General features: G+C 72.0%; 18 protein-coding genes. 8 read left to right on the top strand and 10 right to left on the bottom strand.

The genetic code is table 11. The features are described 5' to 3' along the window. Window positions 1-281 precede the first annotated feature (281 nt). From ehuA to MUK52_RS05605, 9 genes are all read right to left on the bottom strand, one after another. On the bottom strand, window positions 282-1,043 hold the full coding sequence (gene ehuA / locus MUK52_RS05645; RefSeq protein WP_284581657.1) for an ectoine/hydroxyectoine ABC transporter ATP-binding protein EhuA: 762 nt from the start codon (window positions 1,041-1,043) through the stop codon (window positions 282-284). Window positions 1,044-1,065: 22 nt separating this feature from the next. Beyond that, window positions 1,066-1,701 (bottom strand): ectoine/hydroxyectoine ABC transporter permease subunit EhuD, encoded by a 636-nt coding sequence (gene ehuD, locus MUK52_RS05640; protein ID WP_284574934.1) that lies wholly within the window; start codon window positions 1,699-1,701, stop codon window positions 1,066-1,068. Then, entirely contained in the window at window positions 1,701-2,384 is a 684-nt protein-coding gene (gene ehuC / locus MUK52_RS05635; RefSeq protein WP_114054916.1) for an ectoine/hydroxyectoine ABC transporter permease subunit EhuC, read from the bottom strand. Before ehuC ends, ehuD begins: the two co-directional genes overlap by 1 nt. 15 nt (window positions 2,385-2,399) lie before the next feature. Further along, the gene (gene ehuB, locus MUK52_RS05630) at window positions 2,400-3,317 is read right to left on the bottom strand and encodes an ectoine/hydroxyectoine ABC transporter substrate-binding protein EhuB (RefSeq protein WP_284574933.1); all 918 of its coding nucleotides are present in this window, start codon (window positions 3,315-3,317) and stop codon (window positions 2,400-2,402) included. 102 nt (window positions 3,318-3,419) lie between these two features. Then, a complete protein-coding gene (thpD, locus tag MUK52_RS05625) occupies window positions 3,420-4,322 on the bottom strand; it encodes an ectoine hydroxylase (RefSeq protein ID WP_114058564.1) in 903 nt (300 codons plus the stop codon). Window positions 4,323-4,392: 70 nt separating this feature from the next. Continuing rightward, on the bottom strand, window positions 4,393-4,797 hold the full coding sequence (locus MUK52_RS05620; protein WP_114054918.1) for an ectoine synthase: 405 nt from the start codon (window positions 4,795-4,797) through the stop codon (window positions 4,393-4,395). Window positions 4,798-4,842: 45 nt separating this feature from the next. Then, entirely contained in the window at window positions 4,843-6,111 is a 1,269-nt protein-coding gene (gene ectB / locus MUK52_RS05615) for a diaminobutyrate--2-oxoglutarate transaminase (protein ID WP_114054919.1), read from the bottom strand. Window positions 6,112-6,190: 79 nt separating this feature from the next. Then, entirely contained in the window at window positions 6,191-6,736 is a 546-nt protein-coding gene (gene ectA, locus MUK52_RS05610) for a diaminobutyrate acetyltransferase (protein WP_284574931.1), read from the bottom strand. 398 nt (window positions 6,737-7,134) lie between these two features. Further along, a complete protein-coding gene (locus MUK52_RS05605; RefSeq protein WP_114054921.1) occupies window positions 7,135-7,545 on the bottom strand; it encodes a four-helix bundle copper-binding protein in 411 nt (136 codons plus the stop codon). Between the two features lie 322 nt (window positions 7,546-7,867). On the opposite strand from MUK52_RS05605, the gene MUK52_RS05600 reads away from it, so the two are divergent. The 4 genes from MUK52_RS05600 (at window position 7,868) to MUK52_RS05585 (ending at window position 11,479) form a co-directional block, all read left to right on the top strand. Next, window positions 7,868-9,418: a hemolysin family protein gene (locus MUK52_RS05600; RefSeq protein WP_284574930.1), complete on the top strand. Its 1,551-nt coding sequence runs from the start codon at window positions 7,868-7,870 to the stop codon at window positions 9,416-9,418. A gap of 113 nt (window positions 9,419-9,531) precedes the next feature. Continuing rightward, window positions 9,532-10,008, top strand: coding sequence for a universal stress protein (locus tag MUK52_RS05595; RefSeq protein WP_114058566.1), 477 nt, complete (start codon window positions 9,532-9,534; stop codon window positions 10,006-10,008). Window positions 10,009-10,191: 183 nt separating this feature from the next. Then, window positions 10,192-11,214 (top strand): TerC family protein, encoded by a 1,023-nt coding sequence (locus MUK52_RS05590; protein WP_114054922.1) that lies wholly within the window; start codon window positions 10,192-10,194, stop codon window positions 11,212-11,214. 61 nt (window positions 11,215-11,275) lie between these two features. Continuing rightward, on the top strand, window positions 11,276-11,479 hold the full coding sequence (locus tag MUK52_RS05585) for a hypothetical protein (RefSeq protein ID WP_114054923.1): 204 nt from the start codon (window positions 11,276-11,278) through the stop codon (window positions 11,477-11,479). A 63-nt stretch (window positions 11,480-11,542) separates the two neighbouring features. Here MUK52_RS05585 and MUK52_RS05580 read toward each other — a convergent pair whose 3' ends face one another. Next, entirely contained in the window at window positions 11,543-12,070 is a 528-nt protein-coding gene (locus MUK52_RS05580) for a MarR family winged helix-turn-helix transcriptional regulator (RefSeq protein ID WP_114054924.1), read from the bottom strand. Window positions 12,071-12,525: 455 nt separating this feature from the next. Between MUK52_RS05580 and MUK52_RS05575 the strand changes: the two genes are divergently transcribed. The 4 genes from MUK52_RS05575 (at window position 12,526) to MUK52_RS05560 (ending at window position 18,796) form a co-directional block, all read left to right on the top strand. Further along, complete coding sequence (locus MUK52_RS05575) at window positions 12,526-14,028, top strand: aldehyde dehydrogenase family protein (protein WP_284574929.1); 1,503 nt, start codon at window positions 12,526-12,528, stop codon at window positions 14,026-14,028. A gap of 93 nt (window positions 14,029-14,121) precedes the next feature. Then, the gene (locus tag MUK52_RS05570; protein ID WP_114054926.1) at window positions 14,122-15,660 is read left to right on the top strand and encodes a GMC family oxidoreductase; all 1,539 of its coding nucleotides are present in this window, start codon (window positions 14,122-14,124) and stop codon (window positions 15,658-15,660) included. Next, the gene (locus MUK52_RS05565) at window positions 15,660-16,814 is read left to right on the top strand and encodes a quaternary amine ABC transporter ATP-binding protein (RefSeq protein ID WP_284574928.1); all 1,155 of its coding nucleotides are present in this window, start codon (window positions 15,660-15,662) and stop codon (window positions 16,812-16,814) included. Before MUK52_RS05570 ends, MUK52_RS05565 begins: the two co-directional genes overlap by 1 nt. Then, window positions 16,811-18,796 carry an ABC transporter permease gene (locus tag MUK52_RS05560; protein ID WP_114054928.1) on the top strand — a complete coding sequence of 662 codons (1,986 nt, stop codon included), beginning with the start codon at window positions 16,811-16,813 and terminating at the stop codon, window positions 18,794-18,796. Before MUK52_RS05565 ends, MUK52_RS05560 begins: the two co-directional genes overlap by 4 nt. Window positions 18,797-18,825: the final 29 nt, after the last annotated feature.

The raw sequence follows: 18,825 nt of genomic DNA, 5'->3' as shown, positions 1-18,825 counted from the left end.
TGCTCCGCCGAGACCCACCACATGAACGTGCACTATTCGGCGTACGAGGGCAGGCGGGACACCGGGCGCGTGGCAAGCGTCCTCTCCCGGGGAGAAACCGTCGCCGACCGCTTCTGCCTCCCGGGCGCGGCCGACGCCCGCACCGAGAAGCTCCGCGCCCTCCGCGACCTCGGAGTCGACGGGCAGCAAGTGATTCCGGCGGTCAACGGCTGGCGTCGCCGCATCCCCTCCGGGCACATGGGGGGCTCACGACGACCGCTCGGACGGCGGGACAGGGGCGGTCACAGCACGGCGCGCAGGAAGGAGCGGGTGCGCTCGTGCTCCGGGGCTTCGAAGACCCGGTCCGGCGGACCGGATTCCAGGACGCGGCCGTGGTCGAACATCAGGATCCGGTCTGACACCTCGCGGGCGAAGCCCATCTCGTGCGTCACGCACAGCAGGGTGATGTCCGTGGTCAGAGCGACGTCGCGCAGGACGTCCAGTACGCCCGCCGCGAGCTCCGGGTCGAGAGCCGACGTGACCTCGTCGAGCAGCAGCACCTCGGGGCGCATCGCCAGGGCCCGGGCGATGGCCACCCGCTGCTGCTCTCCCCCGGAGAGCCGGGCCGGACGGGCCTCCCTGCGGACTGTCAGGCCGACGAGGTCGAGCAGTTCCAGGGCCCGGGCCTCCGCCTCGTCCCGGTCCACGCCGAGCACGTGCACCGGGGCCTCCACGACGTTCTCCAGTACGCTCATGTGGGGGAAGAGGTTGAACTGCTGGAACACCATGCCGACGCGCCGCCGGGCGGTGCGCAGGTAGCGCTCGTCGGACGGGACGAGTCCGCCCGCCGGCCCTTGGGGCATGTGGGAGTAAGGGCGTCCGGCGAGGTGGATGATGCCCTCCGTGACCCGCTCCAGGGTCATCAGCAGCCGCAGGATCGTGGTCTTGCCCGAGCCGCTCGGCCCGATCAGCGTCACCCGCTCGCCGGGGGCGACCGACAGGTCGAGGCCGTCCAGGACGGTCCGGGCGCCGAAGCGCTTGACCACCCCCTCGAAGCGGATCATCTCGGGACCGTGCGTCTTCGGGTCAGTGGGCAAGTCGCTTCTCCAGACGTCGCATCAGCAGGGCGGTGGGGCAGCTCGCCAGCAGGAAGACCACCGCAGCCGTGGTGTAGGCCTCCAGGTAGGCGAAGTGGGTGCTGCCGTACTCGTTCGCGCGGTGGACCATCTCCGGCACGGCGATCACCGCCAGGTAGGGCGTTTCCTTGAACATCGAGATGACGTAGTTGCCGAGGGACGGCAGCACGTTGCGTACCGCCTGCGGTATCACCACAGCCCTCCACACGCGCCTGCGCGGCAGGGACAGGGCGACGCACGCCTCCCACTGCCCGCGGGGCACGGAGTCGATTCCGGCCCGGTAGACCTGGGCCGTGTACGCCGCGTAGTGGACGCCCAGTACGGCGGTCCCCAGGGTGAGGGCGTCGCCGCCGGGGACGAGCACCCAGACGGCGAACAGCTGCACCAGCAGCGGGGTGGAGCGGATGAACCCGGTCGCCGCGGCGACGGGCAGCGTGATCCATCGGGTGCGTGCGCGCAGCAGGAGCGCGACCGCCAGGCCGAGGAGCAGTGCGAGCACCGAGCCGAGTGCGGTCGCCGTGAGGGTGAGCCCGAACCCCTGGAGCACCGCGGGCAGGCCGTCCCGTGCCGTGTCCCACGACCACATCAGGCCTCACCGCCTTCGGGCCGCCGCCCCAGCCGGGCTGCCGCTGCCGACTCCAGGAGGTTCATGCCGGAGGACAGGAGTGCCGCGAGGGCGAAGTACATCAGCAGCAGGGTCAGGTACGCGGTGGCGGTGTCCCCGGTCGCGGAGCGGAGCTGGTCCAGCTGGAAGGTGAGGTCGGAAACGGTGATCAGCGACAGCAGCGGGGTCGCCTTCAGCAACTGGATGAGGAGGTTCCCGAAGGGCGGGATCATCAGCACCGCCGCCTGGGGCAGGACCACCCGCCGCAGCCGCAGCCAACGCCCCATCCCGAGGGCGACCGCGGCTTCCGACTGGGTGGGCGGCACCGCGCTCACCGCTCCGCGGACGACCTCCGCGCCGTACGCGCCGAAGTTCAGGCCGAGGGCGAGCACTCCGCAGGCCAGCGGCTCCAGGCGGAAGCCGAGGACCGGCAGGGCGAAGAACAGCCAGAACAGCTGGACGTAGAGCGAGGTCCCGCGCAGGAACTCCACGGCCAGGCGGGCCGGAGCGCGCACCGAGCGTTTCGGCGAGCCGGCGGGCAGACCGAGCGCGAACGCCACCGCCAGGGCAGCGGCGGCCCCCAGCACGGTGGCGAGGACGGTGGTCCACAGTCCGTCCGCGACCCGGGGCGCCGCTCGGACGAACTCGTCGAAGAACTCGTTCATACGAGGCCCCGTCCGTCACGCCCGGCAGAGGTCGGCCGTACGCAGGGACGCCGGAGGCACCTCGCGCTCGGTGAAGCCGTACCTGCCGAGCAGCCGCACGTACCGCGCCGGATCGCCGGTGATGCCGGCGAGTTCCCGGTTGAAGGCGTCCCTCAGCGCACCGGCACCCGGGCGGAAGACCGCCCCGCCCGGGCTGTACCTGGGCTTCCCCTCCAGCTCGGGCACGAACGGCTCCAGCACCTCCACCGGGGCCGCCTGGTTGACCTTGGCGAGCCAGCGCAGCGAGATGCCGGTCAGGGCGAAGGCGTCGATCCGCCCGGCGACCAGGGCGTCGAGGCCGTCCTGCTGCTTGGCGAGCGCCTTCACCGCCGAGGGGGAGACGCCTGCGGCCTTCGCGTACGCGGCTTCCACGGCCGCGGTGAGCACCCCCACCGCCACGCCCTGCTCCGCGCAGGACTTCAGGTCGGACAGCCCGTGCGGGTTGCCCTTGCGCACCATCAGCGCGGTGGGGGAGACGAACTCCGGCTCGGAGAAGATCACCTTGGCGCACCGTTCGGGGGTGATGGCCATGCCCGCGCTGACCACGTCGAACCGTCCGGCGAGGAGCCCGGGGATCAGTGCGCCGAAGTCCGTCAGGGCGGGCCGCAGCTCGGGCACGCCCAGCGCGGTGAAGATCTCCCGGTGCAGGGTGGGGGCCTCCCCGGCGAGCGTGCCGCCGTCCTGGAAGCCGAACGGGGCCTCCCCGGCGAACCCGACCCGGACGAAGCCCTGTTCGCGCAGTCCGTCCAGCAGGGCGGCGTCCCCGTCGGGGGCTCCGGTGCCCGGTTCGGTCCTGCTGCACGCGGTGGTCAGGGGCGGAAGCAGCGCGGCACCGGTGAGCAGCGCTGCACGGGAGAGCAGTCGTCTGCGGCTGGGGTGGGCGGGCCGGGGCATCAGGGGTTCCTTTCTCCGAGGTGGGGACGGTCGCCCGGTGCGGGCCGCGGCAGACGGGCCGACGGCCCGGGACCGGGTGTGCGTCCTGGGGCGCGGCCCGGTTCAGCCGACGGGTGTGAAGTCGCGCGACGCGATGTACGAGGGGCGTCGTACGGGGGCGGCGAAGGGCTGGACGGGGCGGTTCTCCACGCTGTTGAACACGAGGAAGACGTTGCTGCGCGGGAACGGGGTGATGTTGTCGCCGGAGCCGTGCATCGCGTTGCAGTCGAACCAGGTGGCGGAGCCTGCCTCACCGGTGAACAGCCGGATGCCGCAGGCCGAGGCGAACGTGGAGAGCGCCTCGTCGGAGGGGGTGCCGGCCACCTGCATCTGGAGTGACCGCTTGTAGTTGTCCTCGGGGGTCTCGCCGGCGCAGCCCAGGAAGGTCCGGTGCGATCCGGGCATGATCATGAGTCCGCCGTTGGTGGCGTAGTTCGGCGTCAGCGCGATGGACACCGAGACGGTGCGCATGTTCGGCAGCCCGTCCTCGGCGTGCCAGGTCTCGAAGTCGGAGTGCCAGTAGAAGCCGCTGGCGCCGAATCCGGGCTTGAGGTTGATGCGGGACTGGTGCACGTACACGTCGGACCCGAGGATCTGCCGCGCCCGGTCCGCGACCCGCGGGTCGGCCGCCAGGCCGGCGAAGACCTCGCTGATCCGGTGGACCTCGAACACGGAGCGCACGGAGCCGGACTTGGGCTCGACGATGGACCGGTCGTCGGCACGCACGGCGGGGTCGGACAGCAGGCGCTCCATCTCGGTCCGGTAGGTGTCCACCTCGGCGGGGGTGATGAGCTGCTCGACGGAGAGGAAGCCGTCGCGGTCGAACTGTTCGAGCTCCCGGGCCCAGAACGGGCCCGCGGTTCCGGGCTCGGACCACACGACGGGGTCCTTGCGCCCGATGAAGGCCTCCTCGGCCCCCCGGGTGGGGTAGAGGTCGGTGGTGGCGCGGGCGGAAGCAGTGCTCATGGTGGTGCTGTCCTCGTTCCTTTCGGCGGAGGCCGGTCGGCCGGCGATCAGATCGGGCAGGCCGGGCACGTCAGGCCGGGTCCGGTTCGGTGAGCAGCGGGTAGACCCCGTTGTCGTCGTGGTCCTCGCGCCCGGTGACGGGCGGGTTGAAGACGCACAGGCAGCGGAACTCCCGCTTCACGCGCAGGGTGTGGCGCTCGTGGCCGTCAAGCAGGTACATGGTTCCCGGCGTGATGGCGTGGGTCTCGCCCGTCTCCTCGTCGGTGAGTTCTGCCTCGCCGTCCAGGCACACCACGGCCTCGACGTGGTTCGCGTACCACATGGAGGTCTCGGTGCCGGCGTAGAGCACGGTCTCGTGGAGGGAGAAGCCGACGCGTTCCCTGGCCAGGATGATGCGTTTGCTCTCCCAGGTCCCGGAGGCGGACTTCACATGGCGGTCGGTGCCCTCGATGTCCCGGAACGATCGAACGATCACGGTGCAGGTGCCTTTCGTGGTGAGGTGCGGGGTCGCGGCCGGTGGTCAGGCGGTGTCGCGGACGGCACGGGCGAGGATGCCCAGCCCTTCGTCCAGTTCGCTCGCGGTGACGGTGAGGGGCGGCAGCAGCTTGACCACTTCGTCCTGGGGGCCCGAGGTCTCGATGAGCAGGCCGTGTTCGAACGCCTTGCGGCACACGGCAGCGGCGCGCTCCTTGTGGGTGAACTCCAGGCCCCAGACCAGGCCGCGCCCGCGGTACGTGGCGCCGAGCCGTCCGTGCTCCGCGCACAGCTCGCGCAGGGACCGCTCGATCCGCCCGCCGTTGACCAGGGTGTGTTCGCGCAGGGCTCCGTCGCGCCAGTAGGTCTCCAGGGCGGCCGTCGCGGTGACGAAGGCGGGGTTGTTGCCGCGGAAGGTGCCGTTGTGCTCGCCCGGCTCCCACAGGTCGAGCTCGGGCTTGAACAGGCACAGGGCCATGGGCAGCCCGTACCCGCTGATGGATTTGGACACCGTGACGATGTCGGGGACGATCCCGGCCTCCTCGAAGGAGAAGAACCCGCCGGTGCGGCCGCAGCCCATCTGGACGTCGTCGACGATCAGCAGCATGTCGCGCCGCCGGCACAGGTCGGCCAGACCGCGCAGCCACTCGGCGCGCGCGACGTTGACCCCGCCCTCGCCCTGGACGGTCTCCACGATCACCGCGGCGGGGTGGTTGAAACCGGAGCCCTGGTCCTCCAGCAGGCGCTCGAACCAGAGGAAGTCCGGAACCCTCCCGTTCAGGTAGTTGTCGAACGGCATGGGAGTGGTGTGCACGAGGGGGATGCCGGCCCCGGCACGCTTGAAGGCGTTGCCGGTCACCGCGAGCGAGCCCAGCGACATGCCGTGGAACGCGTTGGTGAACGACACGACGGCCTCGCGCCCCTTGGCCTTGCGGGCGAGTTTCAGGGCCGCCTCGACGGCGTTGGTGCCGGTCGGGCCCGGGAACATGACCTTGTACGGCAGCCCTCGGGGTTCGAGCACCGCCGAGTGGAACGTCTCCAGGAAGGCGCGCTTGGCCGTGGTCGACATGTCCAGGGCGTGGGTGATCCCGTTCCGCCCGATGTAGTCGAGCAGGGCGCGCTTGAGGACGGGATTGTTGTGGCCGTAGTTCAGCGAGCCCGCGCCGGCGAAGAAGTCGAGGTAGGTGCGGCCCTGTTCGTCGTGGATCCGGCTTCCTTCCGCACGGTCGAAGACGACCGGCCAGGCGCGGCAGTAGCTGCGCACCTCCGACTCCACGGCGTCGAAGACGGTCCGGCCAGGTGCTGTCGTGGTCAAGATTCTTTCTCCAGAGGTGTGGGGATACCGACTGCCTCGTGAGCCGGCGCCGGTTCGGTGCCCGCGGTGCGCGGGCGGTTCAGAAGGACAGGGGCGCGATGCGGTGGAGCACCTCGGACTCGTGCCGGCAGTCGGCGAACCGGTCCGCGGGGAAGAGGGTCTCCCGCGTGACGCGGGCGCCGTGCCGCTCGGCGTACGAGGTGAAGAGCCGCTCGGACGCGGCGTTCCCGGGGGTGATGGTGGTCTCCAGGCGGTCGATGCCGTGCTCGGTGGCGACACGCAGGGAGAGCCCGTCGAGCAGCGCCCCGCCGACGCCCAGACCGCGCACGGACTCGTCGACCGCGATCTGCCAGATGAACAGGGTGCCCGGAGCATCGGGACGGACGTAGCCGGTCACGAATCCCATGACTCGCCCGGTGCGGTCACGGGCGACGGCGGAGGTGCCGGCGAAGTCACGGCACCAGAGCAGATAGCTGTAGACGGAGTTCACGTCCAGGGTTTTCGCCTCGCGTGCCAGTCGCCACAGAGCGGGGCCGTCCTCGGGCCCGGGGCGGTCCAGGCGCAGGCCGGAAGGGGAGCGGAGCGGTGTTCGGAGGGATGCCGGGTCTGCATGAGCAGTGGTCATGCGGGCCGAAGTTACCCAGCAGCGGACGAAATGACATGCGGCGTAGGGCTTTTGCTGTGGGTGTTGACTGTGATATTCGCGCGAACCGATTCGGTGCCGAGGAAACCATTCGGCACCCAATCGGCGTACGGATATGTCCGGATATCTCCCCCTGGTGCGGCCGTTGGTAACGAGAACGCAACGCATTTGCTCTGTGCCAGATTTGCGACGTAAAAGTTATCTCTTCGACGGGCGGGGGGAGGTTTTCGCCGCAACGGCCTGGATACAGGGGTGCGGCGGTCGGCGGCGGTCCCGAGTCCGGGGCTCCCGGGAGCGTGGCCGCCTCGTGCGGTAGGGCAGGGCATGCCCGAACACCCGCGGCGGCTGCCCGGCGGCGCCCGGACTGCGGGACTCCGGTTTCAGCCGAGGACAGCCAGCAGCTCGTTGCACGCCTCCTCGCACGACCTGCACGCCCCGGCACAGACGCGGCAGTGCTCGTGGGCGTCGGCGTGCGAGGCACACTCGTCGCCGCAGGCCTTGCACACCGCGGCGCATGCCGTGAGGATCGCGCCGGTGACGTTGGCGTCGTAGCCGGTGTGCCGGGAGAGTACGGCCGCGGTGGCGGTGCAGATGTCGGCGCAGTCCATGTCCGTGCGGATGCACTTGGTCAGCTCGCTCACCATGCCCTCGGACAGACACGCGTCCGCGCAGGCCGTGCAGGCCTGCGCGCACGCGATGCACTCCTCGATGCAACGCGTGAGCTTCGCCTGGTCGATGGACCCGAGGTCGGCCGGATGGGTGGCGAGCATCTCTTCGACAGTGCTGGTCATGTCGGTGCTCCTTTCACCTTGCGGTGTGTCGCGACCGGGTGCCGTCCGGTGCTCTGCCCGGCTGCCACGCGCTGAGCTCGTCCCGCTCCGCCCGGTCGACGGGCGGGTCGCCGCGTTGGAAGCCCCAATCCCGGCCCCGGTGGGTTCCAGCGGCGCCTACCCCGGAAGGCCGGGAGGACACGCGCACGCCGTCGCCCGGCAGCGAGCCGGCGGACCGGAGGGTTCGGGTGCCCACCCGCGTGCCGCCGACCGCCGACCGCCGACCGCCGACCGGCGTCCGCGGCCCGTCCCGCAGTGCAGTCCGGCCCACCGTGCTGTCGCCATGGAGGGCGAGGCGGTCGTCGGCGTGGTCACCGGCTCCGACATCAGCCGGGGTGACATCATGGCTTGCCTCTTCCGGCCGGTGGAAGCGGGCCGCCCGGGGTCCGGCCGCGCGGATCGGCCGGTCCGGATCCAGCCGCCGGAGACGGATGCAGCAGCCGCCGGAGTCGGGACCGGCCCACTCCCCGGACCGAGAGCGGAGGGCAGGGCGCTGAACGGATACGGGTGGGACATCGCGCTCATCGCCGCCCTCATCGTCCTCAACGCGCTCTTCGCGGGCACCGAGATCGCCCTCGTCTCCCTGCGCGAAAGCCAGCTGCGCAGGCTGCGCCGGAAAGACGGGTCCGCCGCGGCAGCCCGCCTCGTCCGGCTGACGGACGACCCCAACCGCTATCTCGCCACCATCCAGATCGGCATCACCCTGGCAGGCTTCCTCGCCTCGGCCACCGCCGCCGTGTCCCTGGCGGAGCCGCTCGTGCCCCTCCTGGCATTCGCGGGCCGGGCCGCAGCCCCGCTCGCCGTGGCCCTGGTCACCGCGCTGCTCACCTTCGTCACCCTGGTCGTCGGAGAGCTGGCACCCAAACGCCTCGCGATGCAGTACCCGCAGCGCTGGTCGCTCATCGCCGCCACACCGCTGAACGCTCTGGCGACGCTGGCCCGTCCCGTCGTCTGGTCGCTCGGCGAGACGACGAACCTCCTGGTCAGGCTCCTGGGAGGCGATCCGAAGGCAGGCAGCCAGCCGCCCACCCCGGAGGAGCTCCGCGACATGGTGGTCAGCCACCGGGGACTGACCCCGGAACAGCGCACCATCATCTCCAGCGCCCTGGAGATCCACGAGCGGACGCTCCGCGTGGCACTCGTTCCGCGCCGCGCCGTGTTCACCCTCTCGTCGGAGGTCTCGGCGGCCCGGGCCCGCACCGAGCTCGCCCGTGCAGGGCACTCGCGGGCACCGGTGGTCACGGCGGCCGGCTTCGAGGAAGTCGTCGGCGTGGTCCACATCAAGGACGTGACCACCAGCGAGGACGACACCCCGGTGGGTGACCTGGCACGCCCGGCCACCGTCTTCACGGAGTACATGAAGGTCACCGAGGCGCTGCGCCGCTTCCAGGCGGACCGGCAGCAGTTCGCCCTCGTCACCGACGAGCACGGGTCGGTGGAGGGCATCGTCACCCTGGAGGACCTGCTGGCAGAGATCGTCGGGGAGATCTACGACGAGACGGTCCGCGACAGCCAGGACGTGATCCCCCAGCCGGACGGCTCCTGGCTGGCACCCGGCTCCTTCCCCGTCCGCGGCCTGCCCGACCTCGGGATCGATCCGTCCGACCTCGGGGAAGCCGGCCCCTACACCACCGTGGCCGGCCTGGTCCTGCACAGGCTGGGCCGCCTCCCCGAACCGGGCTCCGCCGTCGGGGTCGGGCGTTGGGCGGTCGAGGTCACCGCGGTCGACAAGGACGTCATCGAGGAGGTCCGGATCCGGCCCGCGGCCGGCGGAGAGCCGCCGGACCGCAAGCCCTCGGCCGGCCGCCGGAACGGGGACGCGACCACCGGGTAGGTGCGGCGGAGTCCGGGGCGAGACGGTGGGGCGTACTCCCCCGAGCCGGAAAGGGGTGGACCCACCTCCGGTGGGCAGGGGCAGGCCACATGACCCGGAAGGAGGCGGTCATCATGGCCGGCACAGGCCTGGGCCTCCGCGTCGTGGTGGGCATCGACGGCTCCGAGCCCTCATACGAGGCACTGCGCTGGGCGGTCCGGTACGCAGCCGTCATCGGCGGTCACGTCGATGCCGTCGCGGCCTACGACCTGCCCGGCGGCGTGGGCTGGTCCGCTCCTGCGGTGGACGCCGACTTCGACGCCGCACATGCGAGGTCCAAGATGAGGGAGGAGCTGCGGACTGTGGCCCGGGAGGCGCGGTCGGACGTACGGATGGAAGACCGCCTCGTCCGAGGACGCCCGGCCGAGGTGCTCCTTGCGGCAGCCGAGGGAGCGGAGGTGCTGGTCGTCGGCAGCCGCGGCCGGGGCGGCTTCGCCGGCCTGACGCTGGGGTCGGTGAGCCAGCAGTGCGCCAGGCATGCCCCCTGCCCTGTGGTGATCGTCCGCAGAGGTACGGGTACGGGTGCGGACCCGGCCGGTGAACCGGCCTGAGACGCCGTGGACCGGCAAAGCGCGACCCGGCACCGTGCCGGCGGGCGCGGGGCGGGCCGGCCGGGGCGTGCACCGCGTGCTGCTCTGCGTCCCTGAGCAGCGCCCGCCGCGCCGCAAGGGGCGCCATGCACCAGAATTGCCAGAGTCGGTGAGTTCGGCGCCGCCCAGGGGAGTGTGACCGGCGTGCTCGATGTGCCGCTCTGGTTGTGGATCGCGTTCGCCGCGACGGTGGTGGTCTCGCTGGCGGTCGACCTGCTGGCCCACCGCAGCGCCCACGTCATCGGGTTCAAGGAGGCAGCCGCCTGGAGCGGGCTGTGGGTCGGCCTCGCGCTCGCCTTCGGCGGCGTCGTCTTCCTCGTCCTCGGCACGACCGCCGGGACCGAGTACACGACCGCGTGGCTGCTGGAGAAGAGCCTGTCGGTCGACAACCTGTTCGTCTTCGCCGTGATCTTCGGCTACTTCAAGGTCCCCCGCGCCTACCAGCACCGCGTCCTGTTCTTCGGAGTGATCGGCGCCCTCGTCTTCCGCGGCGTCTTCCTCACCCTCGGCGTGGCCGCGGTCAGCCGCTTCACCGCCGTCCTGTTCGCCTTCGCCGCCCTCCTCTTCTACAGCACCTACAAGCTCCTCAAAGAGGAGGAGGACTTCGACCCGGGCAGTAGCCTCGCTGTACGGATGCTGAGGAGGATCGTTCCGGTCCGCGACGAGTACGAGGGAACGAAGTTCTTCGTCAGGGAGGCCGGCAAGCGTGTGGCGACCCCGCTGCTCGCGGTGGTCGTGGCGATCGAGGCGGCAGACCTGATCTTCGCCGTCGACAGCGTCCCGGCCGTCCTCGCGGTCAGCGACGACATCTTCATCGTCTACACCAGCAACGCCTTCGCGATCCTCGGCCTGCGTGCCCTGTACTTCATGCTCGCGGGCCTCCTGGACCGGTTCCACTACCTCAACACCGGCCTCGCCGTCATCCTCTCCTTCATCGGCGTCAAGCTCATCCTCCAGGCGTCCCACAAGATGATCAGCCCGTCGATCCCGGAGATCCCCTCCCCGCTCAGCCTGGCCGTCATCGCCGCCATTCTCACGGTGTCCATCGTGTTCAGCCTGCGCCTGCCGGCCCCGGCCCGGCCGCCGACGGCCGGTGACGCGGAGGACCGGCAACCCCCCGCCCCTCCTGATCCTCCCGATCCTCCGCCCCCGCCGCGCCGGCAGTAGGAGTACGCGGCCGCCGACCGGAGCCGCTGCCGCGATCCTCCCCTCGCCCTACCATTAAAGAATGGGTAAAACGCAGCACGAGACCGGGCCGCAAGGCGTGCTTGTCTGCCCGGTGTGCAAGCAGCACGTCGACACCGTGATCAAGCGACGGCACAAGACGCTCGGCGTCTTCGTCCCCGTGTGGGAGCAGGGCCCCTGCCGCAATCCCGACTGCCCCGCCTACTCCGACTACCCGAGGCACACCCAGCCGCAGCACCGCGGTTGAGCGCCGCCACCTCCCTCGCGGGGGCGAAGCCGCCGGCGCCCCTGCGCTGCCCCCGTGGGGCCCCTACGGGGTGTCGTCCGCGGGGTCGGACCAGCCCAGGGGGAGCGGATCGGCGTCCCCGGCCCCGGAAGACGGTTCGCGGCCGGCGGCGTTGAAGGCGTTCAGCGCGGAGACGAGGGCGCTGCGCTGGGAGGGGTCGAGCCGGCGCAGGATGCCGGTGATCTCCGCCCGGCGCCGTGCGGTCACGTGCCGGACGACCCGCTGACCCTCCTCGGTGAGGCTCTGCACCGTCTCACGCCGGTTGGCGGGGTTGGTCCGGCGGCTCACCAGGCCGGCCGCGATCAGCCGGTCCACCATCCGCATGGCGGTGGACGGCTGGACTCCGAGGTGCTCCGCGAGCACCACCAGCTTGGACGGCCCGCGGGTCGACAGGACCACGAGCATCCGGAACTGCGGCAAGGTGATGGTCTCCTCGACCGTCGCCAGCGACCGTGCCGACACGGCCACCAGCAGGCGGGACGCCGTCAGTACGGCGCGCGTGACGGCCTCGATGTCGTCCTGCGCCGGGTCGGTCTCCTGATGCTCGTGCATACGACCCTTTGTACCCTGCGCCGACGGTCTGCTTGTCCGGTTCCGGCGCGGCCAAACCCACGAATCGCCCTCAAAGGCATAACGTTCCGATCGCGAACGTGGCACTGAGCAAAGATGTAATCTTTTCGTTATCTAGTCCACTGCGTGCCACTTTCGACCGATTTGCTCAAACATCTTGTTGACTTTGTCACTTTGCGGCGAGTGGAGGCGGCTGCGGGGATAGCACTCCGGCCTGCCCAGGGCAAGGCCCGCGCCCCATGCGATTTCACTTTCTGCTGGGTAAGTTCGGCCCGCATGACCAGTACCCGCCCTCCGGCTCACCGGCGGCGGCGGCCCCGGAGCGGGTCCCGTCCCGGTGGACCCCGTGGCCCACGGCCCTGTCATGCCGGCGGTCCGCGCCGCATTTGCAGCCGCACGGCGGAGCGGACCGGCTCGAAGCAGAAAGCACCGAACTGTTGTTGACACGAACGACCATTCACGCGGACGGCACCTGGCGCGACGCGCTCAGCGGTGAGACGCGGGAGATCCTCGACCCGGCGGACGGCCTGCCCTTCGCGGTCGTCGCCGAGGGCGGCGCGGAGGACGCCGACGCCGCCGTCGCCGCGGCGCGTGCCGCCTTCGACTCCGGCGCCTGGCCGGGCACCCCCGTGGCCGAGCGGGCCGCGCTGCTGCGCCGTACCGCCGGGCTCCTGGTCCGCGACCGCGAGGAACTGGCCCTCCTGGAGAGCCGCGACGCCGGGAAGACGCTCGCCGAGGGGCGAGCCGACGTCGACTGCGTCGCGGACGCCTTCCGCTACTTCGCCGACCTGGTCCTGGCCGAGGGGCCGGGCCGCGTCGTCGACGCCGGCAGTGACACCGTGCACAGCGTCGTCGTCCACGAGCCGGTGGGCGTGTGCGCGATGATCACGCCCTGGAACTACCCGCTTCTGCAGGCGAGTTGGAAGATCGCGCCGGCCCTGGCCGCCGGCAACACCTTCGTGGTCAAGCCGAGCGAGATCACCCCGCTCAGCACCGTCGCGCTGATCGCGCTGCTCGCCGAGGCCGGACTCCCGAGCGGCGTCGCGAACCTCGTCACCGGCCCCGGCCACACGGTCGGCGCCCGGCTCGCCGAGCACCCCGACGTCGACCTCGTCTCGTTCACCGGCGGCCTCACCAGCGGGGTGAAGGTCGCGCAGGCGGCGGCACCCGGCGTCAAGAAGGTCGCCCTGGAGCTCGGCGGCAAGAACCCGAACGTGGTCTTCGCCGACGCCTGCCGGACCGCGGAGGGCTTCGACACCGCCGTCGACCAGGCCCTCAACGCCGCCTTCATCCACAGCGGGCAGGTCTGCTCCGCCGGCTCCCGGCTGATCGTCGAGGAGTCGGTACGGGAGCGCTTCGTGGCCGAGCTGAGCCGCCGGGCCGCCCGGATCAGGCTGGGCCGGGGCACCGAGGACGGCGTCGAGTGCGGCCCGCTCGTCTCACTGGCCCAGCTGGAGCGCACCGAGGAGTACGTCGCGTCCGCGCTCGCCGAGGGGGCCGTGCTGCGCAGCGGCGGACGCCGCCCCGAGCCCTCCGCCACCAGGCCCGCCGGCGGGTACTTCCACGAGCCCACCGTCCTCGACCGCTGCCACCGGCGCATGCGCGTGATCCGCGAGGAGGTCTTCGGCCCCGTCCTCACGGTGGAGACCTTCCACACCGAGGACGAGGCGGTCGCTCTCGCGAACGACACCGAGTACGGGCTTGCGGGAGCCGTCTGGACCGCGGACGCGGCCCGGGCCCGCCGGGTCGCCGGCCGGCTGCGCCACGGCACCGTGTGGATCAACGACTTCCACCCCTACCTCCCGCAGGCCGAATGGGGCGGCTTCGGCAAGTCCGGCGTGGGACGCGAGCTCGGCCCGTCCGGCCTCGCCGAGTACCGCGAGACGAAGCACGTCTACCAGAACCTGGCGCCCCGCCCCGTCCGGTGGTTCTCCGGCTGACCCCCGCTCTGCCCCGGCGGGTGCGGCGCCCGCACCGCCCGGGAGCCGGAACAGCCACCCGTACGCCCCCACGCTTCATGGAGTGAACACAGGATGTCCGACCGCACCTACGACTACGTCATCGTCGGCGGTGGCACCGCCGGTTCGGTGATCGCCTCCCGCCTCACGGAGGACCCCGCCGTCACCGTCGCCGTCATCGAGGGCGGCCCGTCCGACGTCGACCGCCCCGACGTCCTCACCCTGCGCCGCTGGATGGGCCTGCTCGGCGGCGACCTGGACTACGACTACCCCACCACCGAACAGCCGCGCGGCAACTCCCACATCAGGCACAGCCGGGCCCGCGTCCTCGGCGGCTGCTCCTCGCACAACACGCTGATCGCGTTCAAGCCGCTGCCGTCCGACTGGGCCGAGTGGGCCGCGATGGGCGCCGACGGCTGGGACGCCGCGTCGATGGACCCGTACTTCGGCAAGCTCCTCAACAACATCGTCCCGGTCGACGAGAAGGACCGCAACGCCATCGCCCGCGACTTCGTGGACGCGGCGCAGGAAGCCCTCGGCGTGCCCAAGGTCGAGGGGTTCAACCGCAAGCCCTTCCACGAGGGGGTCGGCTTCTTCGACCTCGCCTACCACCCGGAGGACAACAAGCGCTCCTCCGCCTCCGTCGCCTACCTGCACCCCTACCTGGACCGGCCCAACCTGCACCTGCTGCTGGAGACGTGGGCGTACCGGCTGGAGTTCGACGGCGTCCGCGCCACCGGCGTACGGGCGCGCGCCGCCGACGGCGAGGAACTCGTCGTACGGGCCTCCCGCGAGGTGGTCGTCTGCGCCGGAGCGGTGGACACGCCGCGGCTGCTGCTCCACTCCGGCATCGGGCCGCGCGAGCAGCTGGCCGGACTCGGCATCGACGTCCGCCACGACCTCCCGGGCGTCGGCGAGAACCTGCTCGACCACCCGGAGTCCGTGATCGTCTGGGAGACCCGCGGTCCGATACCCGAGAACTCCGCGATGGACAGCGACGCCGGACTGTTCGTACGCCGCGACCCGGAGTCCGCCGGACCCGACCTGATGTTCCACTTCTACCAGGTGCCGTTCACCGACAACCCCGAGCGGCTGGGCTACGAACGGCCCGCGCACGGCGTGTCGATGACACCGAACATCCCCAAGCCCCGCAGCCGCGGCCGGCTCTACCTGACCAGTGCCGACCCCGAGGCCAAGCCGGCCCTGGACTTCCGCTACTTCACCGACGAGGACGACCACGACGCCCGCACCCTCGTCGACGGCATCAGGATCGCCCGGAGGATCGCCGCGGCCGAACCGCTGGCGTCCTGGCTCGGCCGCGAGGTCTGCCCCGGCCCCGACGTCACCGGCGACGAGGAGCTGAGCGAGTACGCCCGCAAGGCCGCGCACACCGTGTACCACCCGGCCGGCACCTGCCGGATCGGCGCCGAGGACGACGCCATGGCCGTCGTCGCCCCCGACCTGACCATCCGCGGCCTGGAGGGCATACGGATCGCCGACGCGTCCGTCTTCCCCACCATCCCCGCCGTCAACCCGATGATCGCCGTCCTGATGGTGGGGGAGAAGTGCGCCGACCTCCTTGCCCCGGCCGGCGACCCGAAGGAGGCCGCCTGATGGCCCCCCACGATCCCGTCTTCTCCGTCCGCGGCCTGTGGAAGGTCTTCGGGCCCAAGGCCGGCCGAGTGCCCTCCGACCCCGGCCTCGCCGCCCTGTCGACCGCCGAGATCCGCGAGCGGACGGGCTGCACGGCCGCCGTCCGCGACGTCTCCTTCGACGTCCGCCGCGGCGAGGTGTTCGTCGTCATGGGCCTGTCCGGCTCCGGCAAGTCGACCCTCGTACGCTGCCTCACCCGGCTCATCGAGCCCACCTCCGGCGAGCTCGCCATGGACGGCGAGGACGTCCTCGCCATGGACCCGGCCCGGCTGCGCGAGCTGCGCCGGCACCGCGCCGCGATGGTCTTCCAGCACTTCGGCCTGCTGCCGCACCGCACCGTCCTGGACAACGTCGCGTACGGCCTGGAGATCCAGGGCGTGGCGAAGGGCGAGCGGCGGGCGAAGGCCCGCGAGGTCATCAAGAAGGTCGGCCTGGCCGGTCTCGAAGAGCGGCGCCCCAGCCAGCTCTCCGGCGGCCAGCAGCAGCGGGTGGGCCTGGCCCGCGCCCTCGCGGCCGACCCCGAAGTCCTCCTGTTCGACGAGCCGTTCAGCGCCCTCGACCCGCTGATCCGCCGCGACATGCAGGAGGAGGTGGCCCGGCTCCACCGGGAGGAGGGCCGCACCATGGTGTTCATCACCCACGACCTCGCGGAGGCCCTGAAGCTCGGCGACCGCATCGCCCTCATGCGGGACGGCGCCATCGTGCAGCTCGGCACGCCCGAGGAGATCGTCACCCGCCCCGCCGACGACTACGTCCGCGACTTCGTGCGCGACGTACCGCGCGAGCAGATCGTCCCCGTGTCCCGGGCGATGCGCCCGGCCATCGGCGACGAGGCGGAACGGGGCACGGTGCTCGCACCGGACGCCACGGTCGCCGACGGCATCGCCGCGGTCGCCCGGGACGGCGTCCCCGCCCGGATCGAGGCGGACGGCGAACTCCTCGGCGTCGTCGACCACGCGCGGCTGCTGGCCGTCGTGGCAGGCCTGGAACCGGGCAGCGGCAGCACGGGCGCGGCCGTCCCCGCAGTCCCCGCCGCACGCACGGAGCCGGGCACGCCCGCCGGCGCGGGACAGGCCGCCGCCACGGACACCGACACGGACCCGGTGACCGCATGAGCGCCGCCACCACCTCCCGCCCCCCCGTCGCCGGGGGGAACAGCCGCAGCCGCGCCGAGCAGGCGGGCAGCCGCCGCTCCTGGCGCCCGGCCCTCCCCGCCGCCCCGGCGGTGCTGCTGGTCCTGGCGCTGCTTCTGCCCACCGCCGCCCTGCTCGCCGACGGCGGCTGGCCGCAGGCACTGCGCCTGGACCTGGCCCCGCAGCTCGACACCTTCGCCGACTGGGTGGTCGACAACCGCGAGACCCACCCCGTCTTCCTCTACTTCCTGCTGCACCTGTCCAACGCGGCCACCGACTCGGTCGCCCAGGTCCACGACCTGCTCACCGCCATCGGCTGGGCGGGCGTGCTCACCACCGCCACCGCACTCGCCTGGTACGCGGGCGGCGCCGGCCGCAAAGGCGCCGGCCCGGCCCTCGTCGCCTTCGCCTCCCTGGCCGGCTGCGGGCTCCTCGGCCTGTGGGAGCAGTCGACCGAGACCCTCGCCCTGATGCTGGTGTCCGTCGCCGTGGCGTCCGCGGTCGGCATCCTGCTCGGCCTGGCCTGCGGACTGTCCGACACCGCCCAGCGGATGCTGCGCCCGGTCCTCGACACCATGCAGGTCCTGCCGTCCTTCGCCTACCTGCTCCCGCTCGTCCTGGTCTTCGGCATCGGCACCCCGTCCGCGCTCATCACGACGGTGATCTACGCGGCACCCCCGATGGTCCGGATGACCGCGCTGGGCCTGCGCGGCGCGGACCCGGCCGTCCTGGAGGCCTCCAGGTCCCTCGGGGCGACCCGGTGGCAGCGGCTGCGGACGGCACGGCTGCCGATGGCCCGGCCGCAGCTCTTCCTCGGCCTGAACCAGACGATCATGATGGCCCTGTCGATGGTGGTCATCGCCTCCGTCGTCGGCGCCGGCGGTCTCGGCGAGAGCGTGTACCAGGCGCTGAAGACCCGCGACTTCGGCCAGGGCCTCACCGCCGGACTGGCCATCGTCCTCATCGCCGTGTGGCTCGACCGGACGACGGCTGCGGCCGGGGCGCGCAGCGGCGTCCCGGTCGGCCGGAAGGGAACCGGTATCGCCCTCGCGGCGGCCGGCGGAGGCCTGCTGGCGGGCCGGGCCCTGGGCGAGTGGCCCGAAGCGGCCACGGTGGACATCGCCGCACCGCTGAACACCGCCGTCGACTGGCTGGTCGGCAGCGTGTACCAGGACGTCCCCGTGTTCGGCGGCACCTCCGTGTGGGCCGGCAACGCCACCAGCTGGGTGCTCAACCCGCTGAACGACGGCCTCCAGGCCCTGCCGTGGTGGTCGCTGCTGCTGCTCGCCGGTGCCGTGGCCCTGCTCGTCGGCACCTGGCGGGGCGCCCTGACCGCCGTCCTCGCCCTGGGGTGCACCGGCGTGCTCGGCATCTGGGACAAGGCCCTGTACACGCTCTCCCAGATCCTGGTCGCCGTCGCCCTCACCCTGGTCCTGGGCTTCGCGATCGGCATCCTCGCGGCCCGCGTACGGGCGGTCGAACGGCTGCTGCGCCCGGTGTTCGACGCCATGCAGACGCTGCCGCAGTTCATCTACCTCATCCCGGTAGTCCAGCTCTTCAACGCGGGGCGGGTCGCCGCGATCACCGCGGCGGCCGTGTACGCCCTGCCCGCCGTGGTGCGGGTCACCACGCAGGGACTGCGGCAGGTCAGCCCCGCCACCATGGAGGTGTCCCGCTCCCTGGGCGCCACCACCTGGCAGCAGATCCGCGACGTGCAGTGGCCGCTCGCCCGCCCGGCGCTGCTGGTCGCCGCGAACCAGGGCGTCGTCCTCGTCCTCGCCGTCGTCGTCATCGGCGGCCTGGTGGGCGGCGGGGCACTCGGCTTCGACGTGGTCAAGGGCCTCACCGCGGGCGAACTCGGCACCGGTCTGATCGCCGGCGCGGGCATCGTCTGCCTGGGCCTGGCCCTCGACAAGCTCACCCAGCCCGCCGACCGCACCGCCTCGGCCGACACCCGGCACTGAGCGGCCCGTCCCCGACCATCCCCCTCCCC

This window comes from Streptomyces sp. 2P-4 (assembly GCF_030167965.1).
In the GTDB taxonomy this organism is placed as follows: Bacteria; Actinomycetota; Actinomycetes; order Streptomycetales; family Streptomycetaceae; genus Streptomyces; species Streptomyces globosus_A.
The sequence above is the reverse complement of the archived record's forward strand: the minus strand, read 5'-3'. Positions and strand labels throughout refer to the sequence as shown.